Origin of the sequence: Taibaiella soli (genome assembly GCF_003236175.1) — a bacterium.
Lineage (GTDB): Bacteria > Bacteroidota > Bacteroidia > Chitinophagales > Chitinophagaceae > QKTW01.
Genome location: NZ_QKTW01000003.1, coordinates 79,941 through 92,159, shown reverse-complemented (window position 1 = coordinate 92,159; position 12,219 = coordinate 79,941). Strand labels below are relative to the sequence as shown.

The window sequence follows — 12,219 nt, the reverse complement described above, 5'->3', positions numbered from 1 at the left end:
CATAACTTTGTATAGTTAATTTAAAAAGAATTATGTCAGAGAAAAAAACAATGGTAATCGGGGCTTCAGAAAACAGAGAACGTTACAGCAATATGGCCATTCACCGCCTTCGCCAGCACAACCACTCTGTCGTTGCCATCGGCAACCGAAAGGGAAAGGTGGAAGATGTTGACATCATCACGGAACATCCGGATGTGCACGATATAGATACCATTACCTTATACCTGAATCCACAAAACCAGAAAGCTTATTACGATTATATCCTTTCGGTGAAACCCAAACGCATCATTTTCAATCCGGGGACTGAAAACGAAGAATTAGAGCATCTCGCCGAAAAAGAGGGCATTCAGACGATGGAAGCGTGTACCCTGGTGTTGTTGGGAACGGGGCAGTATTAATCAAAGAGTCAAAACCAAAAATCGCTGATGTCTGACTTGCCCCATCCGCAATGCTTCGGCTCCGCTCAGCATGACAAATGCATTACAGATGTGCGACCGCTCAAACATCTGACGTTTCACATCTGACGTTTCACGTTTTAACATTTGACCATTCACCATGCCCATTCCCTACTCAACCAATCACAAATCATCAATTATTAAGTGCCTTCTTCCAATACTCAGCCCTTTCTGCCAATCGCTTCATTTCAAAAATGCCATCGTGAATTTCTTCGTAAAAAGGAATTTGAAGTGGCGATAATTGCTTACTGCGAAACGTCAGTTCAAGCAGGATGGCTTGTATATGCGATTTACCACTCGTCTTCTGAAATACATTGCAGTAGTTGATTTCATTAATCGGAATCAGATGCTCTTCCATAACGCCCTCGTTCATCCATACAAGCACGAGCATTTTATTAATACGATCCATACCCAGGATGCGATTACGCCACTGCTGCCGTTCTGTAATGAAGAGCTTTTCACGGGTAGCCAGTGCCTCGATTGCGTTTATCAGCAGTTCCTGTTTCCGTTTGTGCATTCGGCGTCCTCGGAAAATAATGAGCACAACAGGCAATAACAAAGCAGCGCAGGTACCTGCGACAATTAGGAGATGATTATTCATGTGGTTTGATTTTTAGTTTTAAGCGGATTGATTAATAACGTCTTTGATAAAAAAATGGCGCAGGCCACCTGGCATTTTCCAGATAACTTCTTCGCCTTTCCTGAAGCCGATTAATGCGGTAGCTAAAGGCGCTAATACCGATACTTTCCGCTGCTTAATATCTGCATATTCCGGCATCACAATGATCAACTCGGAAGTCCGGTGCGTATCCAAATCTTCCACTACTACTTTTGAATTAATACCAATCCCATGTGCTGGAAATGCATCTTTCTGAACAATGATTGCGCGTTTGAGTTCGTGCGCCAGTGACATTTCATCATTTTCGCTCAGCCGGCTCATATACGGGCGCAGCAGCTGATAATCTGCTTCGGTAAGTACTACCGGATTTTGTCTGTCCATCATAATTTATGGTTTTAGGAAAAAAGAAAAACTTATTCGTCTTCGTCATTGAGATTCTGACATTCCTCTTCTTTCCACGCAGCAAATAACGACAGGATGCCCAGCGAGAGCACGGCAGATAACAGCCAGAGCTCCTCATGACTGCTTAATAATGCGCCGGTAAGTATCATGACATCCAGGCTGAATAATGCCCAGAGTACAATACTGCGCGCCGAAACTTTTGACAGTTTTCGGAACATAATTTTCCTGTTAGCGTAAAACGAAAATGGAATTGCGTTGAATGACGAACTCCCCGGACCTAATGAGATAATTGTTGGTTGTTAGCAGGCCGGGGCTTGTGTATTGAAGTCCTTAAAATTGGAGCAGTAATACAGTTTTTTGCAGAAACATAAAAAAGGAAGCACAGAAGCATTGACCACCAGGGTGGCTTCATGATTGCAAGGAGCAAAACATCGCTTGTTAATATGTGCGTTTCTCGTCTGCACGATTCTTACGAAGATGGACTATTAAATGTAACAAAAAAGTTAAAACGTATTTCTACTTATTTTTAAACACGTTCTAAAATCTTACAGAAGCCTGACGGAACAAGCATTGCAGCGCAATAAAACTATATTATTTTAGTACCAGAAATTATTCTCTTTTGAAGAAAAACAATCCTATACAACTCTCCATTCCCGAACCTTGCTCACAAGACTGGGATGAGATGACGCCCGACACGCAAGGTCGCCTTTGTGTGCATTGCCAGAAATCAGTAATTGATTTTACTGCATGGAACGATGCAGATTTGCATGCCTTCTTTTTGAAGAATAATCATTCTGTTTGTGGAAGATTTCTTTCGCGTCAACTAGATCGTAACATTCAGCTACCGGTGCAAAAACCAACAAATTTGTATCGTATTGCAATTGCATTGGGGCTAAGTTTGATGTTTTCTCAATTACCGGAAATGCATGCCAGACCGAAGCCACCGCTGATGGAGCAGAATATGTTTGTACAAGAAGTACCACAAAATGATACGACAGGAAGTGACAGTCTGGTGATCAGAGGGATAGTATTGGATGCCACGAAACAGCCCGCAATAGGCGCAATCATTAACGTACAGCAAAATGACATTTCCATTGGTGGCCAATTCACTGATATCGATGGGAACTACACAATCATATTTCATAATAAACCGAAGGGAAAATTTACGGTAACGGCTCAATATGCAGGATGTCACAGAACAACTATTACTATCGACAGCCTCAATCAAAACAATATCTTACTAAATTTTTCGCTAGAAAAATCTAGCAATGTATTGACAGGAGAAGTAATCATGAAATATGTACGTCCAGTAGCCGATCCAGCACGTCCCGGTACCAACTCAATATTTTCCCGCGAGCAAATCAACCACACAGCATATTAGATGAAAGCCCGAAAACGTTATTCTCTGCTTTTGCCACTGATTCTTTGCCATTTGTTTTGCAAAGCTCAGGACAAATGTGGCGTTGATACTATCAGAGGAAAAGTAATGGGCGCTCCGGGAGCATTGCAAAATGCAAAAGTGGAACTGTTTTATAAAAAGACAAAAATCGCTACTCAGTTTACAGACTCAAATGGTCACTTTCAATTTCTGGTCGCCGATGATGATGACAAACGTTTCTGGGTACGCACCACATCCAGGTTTTATCTGAATAACGAATCCTACGTTTATGCCGACGTAAGCTGGCGGCACTATATACGCATGGACATTGATCCCTATTACTGGCATATCCTATACTGCGGCTGGATTCTTCCTCCAAACGTAACCAGGCTTTATCGCGAGCAAATCAAAAACATGCCTTACTGAATTTTATGAAGCGCCAAACAAACTTCCGACTTTCGGTTCCGGAACCTTGCACACAAGACTGGGACGCAATGACACCAGATGCTAAAGGCCACTTCTGCGCGCATTGCCAGAAGTCAGTGATTGATTTTACGACATGGAGCGATGCGGATTTATATGCTTTCCTCTCAAAAAACATCCAATCTGTTTGCGGGAGATTTCAAGCAGACCAATTGAATCGTGCGATTCAATTACCGACACAAAAACCGACAAGATTATATCGCATCGCAATTGCATTGGGGCTTGGATTGATTTTTACGCAATTGTCTACAACACACGCAAGACCAAAGCCGCCACTGATGGAGCAGAATGTATTTACACAACAAAATGACACAACAGGAATTGACAGCTTTATTATTAAAGGAACTGTTTTAGACGCGACAAAACAGCCCGCTATCAATGCCGTAGTAAATGTCAAACAGTACGACAAAATCATCGGCAATAACGTCACCGACATTGACGGAAACTTTGAAATTTTATTTCCGCATATCAGCGACACGACAAACATCCTGTTGCAAGTTCAATACATGGGTCATCTTCCTGTCACCGTCCCATTTGATCAATCAAAAACTAAACTGAGCATATCGCTGGAAATGGGTAAACGACCGATCATGGGAGTATTTTATATGAGACCTCTTGTAAACAATCAACATCCTGGTCCCAACAGCACTTTCACGCGCGAGCAAATCAAAAACATGCCTTACTGAATTTTAAGCCATGCAATTTTCCCCTAAACGCAAAAAGGCGCTTGCGCGCCTTTCATAATTATTCTAGTCAAACATCAGATGTTTTCCATTTATTAAAATTCACTCCAATTCGCAATATGCCCCCTGATGTCGACACAACAAACGCATGCAATACTCACAACTGACTACTCACACAAATCTGAGGTTTTGACTTTTGATTTTTGACTTAGTAAGAATGCCCCATCCACAACGCGCCGCCAATGCTATCTCTCGAAGCACCTGTTACGCTGCTGTACACATTATTTTCTTCGCGCCAGCGCAAAGTGCCAATCAGCGCCATTACAACTGCTTCTTTAAACTTGATCACATTTTCATCAGGCACAATCACATTCACATGCTCACCCAACGCTTCCTGGATTTTGTGTACCAAAAACGGATTGAAAGCGCCGCCGCCGGTTACCAGCATTTTCGCAGGTGATGTTGCTACCCGATTTTGTGCTACCGCAGCTGCCACCTGATCAGCAATATGCTGTACCATGGTATGTAACATATCTTCCGTGCTATGGCCACTTTCCATCAATGACGGAAAAACCAGCTCCATTGCCATTTCATTGCTCAGCGATTTCGGACCAGTTTGTTTATAATAAGGTTGCTCATTTAAGTCACCTATTACATCCATCAATAAACTGCCAGAAGCCGCAAGGTTACCGTATTCGTCAAAGTCTTTCCCTAGTCGTTGTGCCAATGCATTTAGTACCTGGTTAGCCGGACAAACATCGAATGCCATGAGCTCTTCACCGTTTTTCACGGTCAGGTTTGCGATACCACCGATATTAAGCAGATAATCATAACCCGCAAAAAGCAGTTTATCCCCCACAGGCACAATTGGCGCACCCTGGCCGCCGAGCGCAACGTCCAGCGCGCGCAGGTCACTGATTACGGGAAGATCTGTAACAGCAGCAATAGCCGCACCATCGCCCAACTGAAAAGTTGTTTTTTCTTTAGGCTGATGAAAAATGGTATGACCATGAGACGCAATAAAATCTACTTTATGATCCAGTGCGTTTTCGGTAATAAACGTATTTACCTGTTCGCCGAGATAATGTCCATAGCGGGTATGTAATTTCAGGAAATCTGCAATGTTCAGTTTTAATGCGCCACGCAGATGGTTATTCCAATCCGTACTGTACGGCAGGCAAGCAACATTTTTTATTTCAAAAGACCATTGTCCGCGAACTTCTTCAAGATGTGTATAAACGATATCGAGGCCGTCCAGCGAGCTTCCGGACATCAGGCCGATCACTTTATAAATCATAGGCTGCAAAAGTACCTGTTATTAGCACGATGTCAAATGAAAATTAGCGACACAGCGATTGCAAACATAAAAAAGCCCGGAAAGAATTCCGGGCATCTTAAATCTATCACCATGAAAACATCTTTATGCAGGTTTGCTATTTTCTAATTAGTGTACCGCAATCTTTGTGCCAAACTTTCACGAAAAGCAAAAAAAATCCCGGAAGCGATTACTTCCGGGATTTTATATTGTATTTACTAACCGTTATTTCTTATGCAGTAACTGCAGCGCCTTTCAGTGCTTCAGCCATTGTTTTGCCGATGTTAGCAGGGCTTGCAACAACGTGGATACCGCATTCTTCCATGATTTTCATTTTAGCAGCAGCTGTATCGTCAGCACCACCGATGATGGCACCGGCGTGGCCCATACGACGGCCTGCAGGCGCAGTCTGACCAGCGATGAAACCAACTACTGGTTTACGCATGTTATCTTTCAGCCATTTTGCAGCTTCAGCTTCCATAGTACCGCCGATTTCACCGATCATGATGATACCGTCAGTTTCAGGATCGTTCATCAGCATTTCTACTGCTTCTTTAGTAGTTGTACCGATGATTGGATCACCACCGATACCGATCGCTGTAGAGATTCCCATACCAGCTTTCACAGTCTGATCAGCAGCTTCGTAAGTCAACGTTCCTGATTTGGAAACGATACCGATGCGACCTGGTTTGAAAACGAAACCTGGCATGATACCAACTTTCGCTTCACCCGCAGTGATAACACCCGGACAGTTTGGTCCGATCAGGCGACAATCTCTGCCAGCAGTGTAAGCTTTCGCTTTTACCATGTCTTGTACCGGAATACCTTCAGTGATACAGATGATTACTTTAATACCTGCGTCAGCAGCTTCCATGATAGAATCAGCAGCAAATGCCGGCGGTACGAAGATGATAGAAACGTCAGCACCTGTGTTTTTTACAGCATCATTTACTGTGTTGAACACCGGACGATCGAGGTGCGTCTGGCCGCCTTTACCCGGCGTTACACCACCAACTACGTTGGTACCGTATTCGATCATCTGAGTAGCATGGAATGAACCTTCCGTACCTGTAAAGCCCTGTACAATGACTTTGGAACCTTTATTAACTAAAACAGCCATCTTATCAGTTGTTAGTTGTTGATTATTTGTTTGCGGATATTCTCTGTCTTTTTCAAGACATAGCTTAACGCGGGCAAAATTAAGGGAAATAAGGTCAAAAGCAAATTTGAAAGCACGAAAAACGAATGCCGAAAAACTTTTTTTAATTGCGCGCCAACGAATTGACACTTTACGTCGTCTTATATATCAAAGGGCCCCTGTAAACCCTTTAAACCCTACAAACATACTTATAAGCCACACAAGCGACTCAATCTTAATAGAAAAAGAGCAGCGCCGTTGGCCTGCTCTTTTATCATAAAAAAATAAAGTACAGAGAAGTTGTAATGGGTATACACTTTTCGAATTGGGAAAAGAAGGCCGGATTCCTCCGGCCTTAACTATTTAAATTTAGTATTATTTTATTGTTTCCCTGAATTATTCTGACAATATTTTTACAATATCTGAATATCAACAGGTTACTACTCTATTTTTTAGCACGTGTAAAAGTGATCTCCATCGTTTTCATATCCTGGCCGCCAGGCATTACCATATACATTTCCATTTTCTGATGGTCATTATCGATCAGCTGAAATGTTTCCCGCACTTTCATATCATTGCCGCTGCTCGGGTCTACCATTGTGCCCATAAATTCAACTGTTTTGGTTGCAGCATTCCACTTCCCTTCCATCGTCATCATTCCGGTGCCCATATTATCAATCCAGTTGTAGACAAATACTTTCTTGGCATTGTCGTAGCCTACCAGCGAGCGGCCCTCAAACGGCATACCATTAAATGTACTTTTGTTGATCGATTCCTGATAGCGACCACCCAATATCATACGATTAACACAGGTACCCTTCGTTTTGGTAGGCGCACCCGTAGGATCCATCCACATCGTAATATCCGCATTCCAGTTACCATCCGATTTCGCCAGCATTTTTTGCATATCGCCCGGTGTCATATAAGCCTGCATTGCCTTCATCGAGGCATCGTCCATCTGAGCCAGTGTTTTTGTCACGGAAAGGCCGGCCACCGCTAAAAGAAGAAGTACGAGTTTTTTCATGATTTTGCTATTTAAATTTGATTTAAAGAAAAATACTAACGCGTATTTGGGACAAGGAAGACAGGAAAATAGGTTAATATGATCGTCGATTTACTACCGTAAATTATATTTACGACTAAATAAAAAACGCAAAAAGCCTTCAGCCTTTTGCGTAAATATATAAAAAATAAACTTTCTATTTTAATTGCGACTTATGCAATTTCTAACGCCCATCGTGAGCGCCTTCCTATTTCTGTAATTCTATTAGTTCAATCGCTTTTTTCAATTCTTCCTGCAATTCATCGTAACCAATTACACGTCCGATGCTTGACAATTCCAAAAAGTGCATACGCAGATTCTGATACAGGCGTTCTTTTATCTGGCTCTTCAATTGAATTATTTCCTTGGTGGGCTCCATTTGTTCCAATTGTTTATAGAGCATTAAAATATCTGTGTTCATCATTAGCTTCAAATTTTGATTGTTTAAATCCGTTAACGCTTTGGTGACTGCCCCTGCGCCTCAATCATACTCATTTCTTTTGCTTTTTTGAGAAAGTCTGAAGCGAAAATAAAATTATTAAGTTCCTGATCATCGCTGAAAACGATCTCCTTATTGGAACCCTCCCAACGTTTGTTGCCTTTATGCATGTACACAATATGGTCACCGCTTTCCATTACCGTATTCATATCATGCGTATTGATCACCGTAGTGATATTATATTCCAGCGTGATTTCCTTGATCAATTTATCTATCACGAGTGAAGTCTGCGGATCAAGACCCGAGTTCGGTTCATCACAGAAAAGATATTTTGGATTAAGTACAATAGCCCGTGCCAGCGCTACGCGCTTTTTCATACCGCCACTGATCTCTGAGGGAAATTTTTTGTTGGAACCATCAAGGTTTACACGGCTCAGCACTTCGGTCACGCGTTTACGCTTGTCAGCTTTCGATTGTTTGGTAAACATATCTAGTGGGAACATCACATTTTCTTCCACTGTTTTACTGTCAAACAGCGCCGAGCCCTGAAACAACATTCCGATCTGCGTACGTATCTCCTTCAGTTCTTTCTCTTCCATATCAACGATATTCTTCCCTTCGTACAGCACTTCACCCACATCCGGCGTCATGAGACCAACCATGATTTTCATCAATACTGTTTTTCCACTACCACTCGTGCCGATGATCAGATTTGTTTTGCCCGACTGCATTACTGCCGACACATCATTTATCACCAATTTATCGCCAAAACTCTTCCGGAGATTCTTTACTTCGATCATTCCACTGATTTATGAGTAACCAAAGATAAAGCTTAAAGCTCAAAGCTTAAGACCTAAAACACTCATTTAGTTCAGCGCTGAAAGCTGAAAGCTCCTCCTATTAACCTACAATGGCAAAACAAAGGAAAGCGTCAGGCTTCGGGCGTTGAGCTTTGAGCGATGAAAACGGGGAAATTACAAGACCGGGCGATGAAACACATTTCGTGGGCTTTTTCATGAAGCTCATTGGCCATTTCCATCATCGCCGGGTCCTTTACTTTTACCGCAGGATGTAAAACAACTTTTGTGAACTGTCCGCTGCCATCAGCATTTTCCTGCATAAAGCCAACCGCATTGTCTTGATAATCGATCACTATAACACCTGCTTCCGCACATAAATGCAGATACCAGAGCATATGGCAGGACGATAAAGACATCACCAGCATCTCTTCTGGATTATGCCTGGAAGCGTCACCCAGAAAAGCAGGATCAGAAGAACCCAAGATATCTGATTTTCCTTTTACAGAAATAGTGTAGGCACGATTATAAGACCTGTAGCTTTGGGTCCCCTCACCTATGTTGCCAGTCCAGACTAGTGAGGTTTGATATTGATGTTGCTTCATAAAAACGAGGAAAGCTCCAAGCATAATGCTTAAAGCTTCCCAATATTACGTTTAAAAACTCGGGGCCTAAAAGCTTAAGGATTTTAAGCTATCGAATAAGCGTCACTTCACCTTTATGTTCCTCCTCATGGCCAGTCATACATTTACCTTTGAAATAGTAGTAATAAACGCCCATCTCACACGGTTTACCATTCTGCGTACCATCCCATTCATCGTATTGATTGGAAGAGGTAAATATTTTTTGTCCCCAGCGGTTGTAAATATCCAACTCGTACCAAAGATCATTGCCATAGGTAAGCACATGAAAACGATCATTACGATTATCACCATTCGGCGTAAACGCATCGGGATACATAAAATTACAGCAAGGCTGGATATCGGTGTAGCGCAAGGTATCTGTTCCTATACAGTTGTATTCATTGGTGGCCACTACAGAATAGGCAGTTGGCACCAACACTCTGGTATAGAGCGCTCCGTCCGGATCGTAAGAAAGATTGATTGCGGGCTCCCACTGATATTTAATCTCGCTGCCGCCAGTAGCCTGGGCTTGCAGATAAATTTTATCTCCGTAACAAAGTGTCTCCGGTTTATTTAAAATGCTCACCTGCGGCTGCGGCCATACAGTCACCAGATGACTGGTTGAATCAGAACAGCCGTCCAGACTCACCTGCAGCCATACATTCTTTGTTCCCGATGTTGGCCAATGCACGAGATGTGGTCCTACTCCGGTAGTTGCATCCGAAGTACCGCCATCATAATTCCAGAGAAACTGAGAACCGGTAAATGCAGTAGTGTCAAATTGAATCAGTGAAGAATCATAAAGGCAGACATTCTGATAAGTAAACATCGCCTTTGGCGTTGCCTTTACAGTGATCGTTTCCATTTTCACCAGACTCGGACATTGATTTTCGATTACCTGCAGCGAAACTGTTTTTACGCCCGCCGTATCCCAATGCACATTGAAAGGTCCCGCACCGGAACCAATAATAGAATCGGCATTATCCCAGGTCCAGTAATATAAAGCGGGAGCACCGGCGCTTCCCGTAAACGTGACCAAAGCAGTGTCCACCGTGCAGATAAATGGCGGCATGGAAAAATCCGCGATTGGCTTTTCCGTAACGTAAACCTGAACCGTGTCTTTTATAGATTCGCAGACATTGTAGGTTTGATTGACCAGCCAGCTAAAAATACCGGGCGTTGCAGTAGATGGAACCGGCGCAGCACTCAGCGCATTATCGTTCATATCATACCAATGCACCGTGGCGCCAGGCGCAGGTGTGGCCACCAGCATCACGGGGGTATCATTCTTACAGTAATAAACCGGATTAGTCATCTCCGGCGAATAAGGATAGATACCAGAGTCCGCGATAGTAAGCGTTTTCACCGTAGCGCAAGGCATGTTCAGCGAATTCAGCACAATAGTATAAGTACCGGCCGCGATACTATCAATGATTGTACCCGTGCTGTCAACATAACTTTTTACTGTATTCCCATTTTGCGAAAGCGTTACCGTTCTTGGCAACAACCCATCAGTAACATTCAGTTTCACATACGCAGGATGCGCACAGCCTGTAGGCGCCAGAATCTGCATCGTATAATCAGGATGATTTACCACCTGCAACGTATACGCTAGTGTTTGCTGGCTCGACAACGGACAGCCATTATCTTTATACGTAACGAAAAAGTTATAAATACCGACCGGAACGCCAGCTGTGTTCCATGAAAAATTTAAGGTAGGCGCGGGTGTATTATTGTTTTGTGCGGTTACCGTCGCACCCGGCGGAACGCCCGTCCAGCTCATGTTGATAGTATCCCCGTCCGGATCTGTCGGCTGAATATTGAAGGACACTGTAGTGCCGCCCTGACACACGCCGACGATATTATTTCCCAATGGTACACCACCTGAAATAGAGCTCGAATTAACATTGCCGACAGGCGGATGATTATTACATGTTGCGAAAACGATAAAGGTCATTTCGCGCATGGAAGTACCTACCAGCACGCCATTTTTATACTCAAACACCTTATTGACCACCAGTGCATCCTGCTGCTGGCTGGGTGTAAAAGACATTTGCCCGTTGATACCGTTGAAAGAAAAACTGCCCGGCGTTGTGGCTAGCGGCTGCGTGGCAGAATAAGGGGCTATGTATGTTACTGTACCGTTTGCGACCAGTGCCGGCGTAAGACTAAAACTCAATGAATCATTATTGGGATCAACAGCACCCTGATTATATTGTTCCGCCGTATTGATGCAATAAAACGGAGTTGGCAGACTGGTATATTGTGGCGATGAATTGGCACCGGTTGTGTTATTCAGTGTTGCTTCCAGATACATCAGCGAGTTGCCACCGTTCACGATATTGGTGATATTACTGCTGCGACCTGCGCTCGTCTGAGTACCAAGTCCACCCGCAAACACAAATTTCCAATTGGCGAAACTACCATTCAGCTGCACCGTTGCATTGTAAACAAACTTTTTGATGCCCGGTAAAATCCCGCCGTTACAGGCAGAATTGCTTATTTCAGAGCTACAGATCGGCGTTACTTCATAACCGCCGTTTGACTCGAGTGCCAGAGTGGTTGTCTGATAATGGCCGGCATCGTTGCTGATATCAATAGAAGGAGTTGCAGAATAAAGCTGATTAAAAGTAGTGGGATTGGCACTGCAGTCACCGTAAAGCGTGAGCGAAATTTTGTAGGAATTACCGGAAAGATACTGATAGAGCAGCTCACCACCGTAAATATGCGTGGCGGACGCGGTTATGGAAAAACTGAAAAGTACTGCCAGCAAGAAAATGGCAACTTTATTACGCATAAAAGGTAATGTAAAAATGTATTGATACGTTCGTCTTATTTGAATTTA

The 12,219-nt window shown here is 43.2% G+C and carries 14 protein-coding genes; 4 read left to right on the top strand and 10 right to left on the bottom strand.

The window, feature by feature from the left end; translation table 11 throughout:
• Nucleotides 1-32 precede the first annotated feature (32 nt).
• The gene (locus DN068_RS02220) at nt 33-398 is read left to right on the top strand and encodes a CoA-binding protein (RefSeq protein ID WP_110997254.1); all 366 of its coding nucleotides are present in this window, start codon (nt 33-35) and stop codon (nt 396-398) included.
• Nucleotides 399-588: 190 nt separating this feature from the next.
• Here the strand turns inward: DN068_RS02220 and DN068_RS02215 are convergent, their stop codons facing one another.
• Genes DN068_RS02215 through DN068_RS02205 form a run of 3 tightly spaced genes read right to left on the bottom strand, consistent with a single transcriptional unit; the run spans nt 589 to nt 1,694 of the window.
• Complete coding sequence (locus DN068_RS02215) at nt 589-1,056, bottom strand: hypothetical protein (RefSeq protein ID WP_123985207.1); 468 nt, start codon at nt 1,054-1,056, stop codon at nt 589-591.
• Between the two features lie 18 nt (nt 1,057-1,074).
• Nucleotides 1,075-1,458 (bottom strand): GreA/GreB family elongation factor, encoded by a 384-nt coding sequence (locus DN068_RS02210; protein ID WP_110997252.1) that lies wholly within the window; start codon nt 1,456-1,458, stop codon nt 1,075-1,077.
• 29 nt (nt 1,459-1,487) lie between these two features.
• A complete protein-coding gene (locus tag DN068_RS02205) occupies nt 1,488-1,694 on the bottom strand; it encodes a hypothetical protein (protein WP_110997251.1) in 207 nt (68 codons plus the stop codon).
• 401 nt (nt 1,695-2,095) lie between these two features.
• Between DN068_RS02205 and DN068_RS02200 the strand changes: the two genes are divergently transcribed.
• From DN068_RS02200 to DN068_RS02190, 3 genes are read left to right on the top strand one after another with little or no spacing between them, the layout of a single operon-like run.
• A complete protein-coding gene (locus DN068_RS02200; RefSeq protein ID WP_123985206.1) occupies nt 2,096-2,857 on the top strand; it encodes a carboxypeptidase-like regulatory domain-containing protein in 762 nt (253 codons plus the stop codon).
• Entirely contained in the window at nt 2,858-3,280 is a 423-nt protein-coding gene (locus DN068_RS02195; RefSeq protein WP_110997249.1) for a transthyretin-like family protein, read from the top strand.
• Between the two features lie 5 nt (nt 3,281-3,285).
• Nucleotides 3,286-4,023, top strand: coding sequence for a hypothetical protein (locus tag DN068_RS02190; RefSeq protein WP_110997248.1), 738 nt, complete (start codon nt 3,286-3,288; stop codon nt 4,021-4,023).
• 205 nt (nt 4,024-4,228) lie between these two features.
• Here DN068_RS02190 and DN068_RS02185 read toward each other — a convergent pair whose 3' ends face one another.
• The 7 genes from DN068_RS02185 to DN068_RS02155 form a co-directional block, all read right to left on the bottom strand.
• On the bottom strand, nt 4,229-5,317 hold the full coding sequence (locus tag DN068_RS02185) for an anhydro-N-acetylmuramic acid kinase (RefSeq protein WP_110997247.1): 1,089 nt from the start codon (nt 5,315-5,317) through the stop codon (nt 4,229-4,231).
• A gap of 250 nt (nt 5,318-5,567) precedes the next feature.
• Entirely contained in the window at nt 5,568-6,455 is an 888-nt protein-coding gene (gene sucD / locus DN068_RS02180; protein WP_110997500.1) for a succinate--CoA ligase subunit alpha, read from the bottom strand.
• Between the two features lie 463 nt (nt 6,456-6,918).
• Nucleotides 6,919-7,497 carry a DUF1579 domain-containing protein gene (locus tag DN068_RS02175; RefSeq protein WP_110997246.1) on the bottom strand — a complete coding sequence of 193 codons (579 nt, stop codon included), beginning with the start codon at nt 7,495-7,497 and terminating at the stop codon, nt 6,919-6,921.
• Nucleotides 7,498-7,723: 226 nt separating this feature from the next.
• A complete protein-coding gene (locus DN068_RS02170) occupies nt 7,724-7,939 on the bottom strand; it encodes a hypothetical protein (protein WP_110997245.1) in 216 nt (71 codons plus the stop codon).
• Nucleotides 7,940-7,968: 29 nt separating this feature from the next.
• Nucleotides 7,969-8,754 carry an ABC transporter ATP-binding protein gene (locus DN068_RS02165; protein ID WP_110997244.1) on the bottom strand — a complete coding sequence of 262 codons (786 nt, stop codon included), beginning with the start codon at nt 8,752-8,754 and terminating at the stop codon, nt 7,969-7,971.
• Between the two features lie 131 nt (nt 8,755-8,885).
• Nucleotides 8,886-9,356: an OsmC family protein gene (locus DN068_RS02160; protein ID WP_110997499.1), complete on the bottom strand. Its 471-nt coding sequence runs from the start codon at nt 9,354-9,356 to the stop codon at nt 8,886-8,888.
• Nucleotides 9,357-9,444: 88 nt separating this feature from the next.
• Nucleotides 9,445-12,171, bottom strand: coding sequence for a gliding motility-associated C-terminal domain-containing protein (locus DN068_RS02155; RefSeq protein WP_110997243.1), 2,727 nt, complete (start codon nt 12,169-12,171; stop codon nt 9,445-9,447).
• Nucleotides 12,172-12,219 lie beyond the last annotated feature (48 nt).

Bases quoted from the DNA above. Each gene is read 5' to 3' on its own strand.
- DN068_RS02185 (WP_110997247.1), bottom strand. From the start codon at position 5,317: ATGATTTATAAAGTGATCGGCCTGATGTCCGGAAGCTCGCTGGACGGC.
- DN068_RS02170 (WP_110997245.1), bottom strand. From the start codon at position 7,939: ATGATGAACACAGATATTTTAATGCTCTATAAACAATTGGAACAAATG.
- DN068_RS02165 (WP_110997244.1), bottom strand. From the start codon at position 8,754: ATGATCGAAGTAAAGAATCTCCGGAAGAGTTTTGGCGATAAATTGGTG.
- DN068_RS02190 (WP_110997248.1), top strand. From the start codon at position 3,286: ATGAAGCGCCAAACAAACTTCCGACTTTCGGTTCCGGAACCTTGCACA.
- DN068_RS02220 (WP_110997254.1), top strand. From the start codon at position 33: ATGTCAGAGAAAAAAACAATGGTAATCGGGGCTTCAGAAAACAGAGAA.
- DN068_RS02215 (WP_123985207.1), bottom strand. From the start codon at position 1,056: ATGAATAATCATCTCCTAATTGTCGCAGGTACCTGCGCTGCTTTGTTA.
- DN068_RS02205 (WP_110997251.1), bottom strand. From the start codon at position 1,694: ATGTTCCGAAAACTGTCAAAAGTTTCGGCGCGCAGTATTGTACTCTGG.
- DN068_RS02195 (WP_110997249.1), top strand. From the start codon at position 2,858: ATGAAAGCCCGAAAACGTTATTCTCTGCTTTTGCCACTGATTCTTTGC.
- DN068_RS02175 (WP_110997246.1), bottom strand. From the start codon at position 7,497: ATGAAAAAACTCGTACTTCTTCTTTTAGCGGTGGCCGGCCTTTCCGTG.
- DN068_RS02160 (WP_110997499.1), bottom strand. From the start codon at position 9,356: ATGAAGCAACATCAATATCAAACCTCACTAGTCTGGACTGGCAACATA.
- DN068_RS02155 (WP_110997243.1), bottom strand. From the start codon at position 12,171: ATGCGTAATAAAGTTGCCATTTTCTTGCTGGCAGTACTTTTCAGTTTT.
- sucD (WP_110997500.1), bottom strand. From the start codon at position 6,455: ATGGCTGTTTTAGTTAATAAAGGTTCCAAAGTCATTGTACAGGGCTTT.
- DN068_RS02210 (WP_110997252.1), bottom strand. From the start codon at position 1,458: ATGATGGACAGACAAAATCCGGTAGTACTTACCGAAGCAGATTATCAG.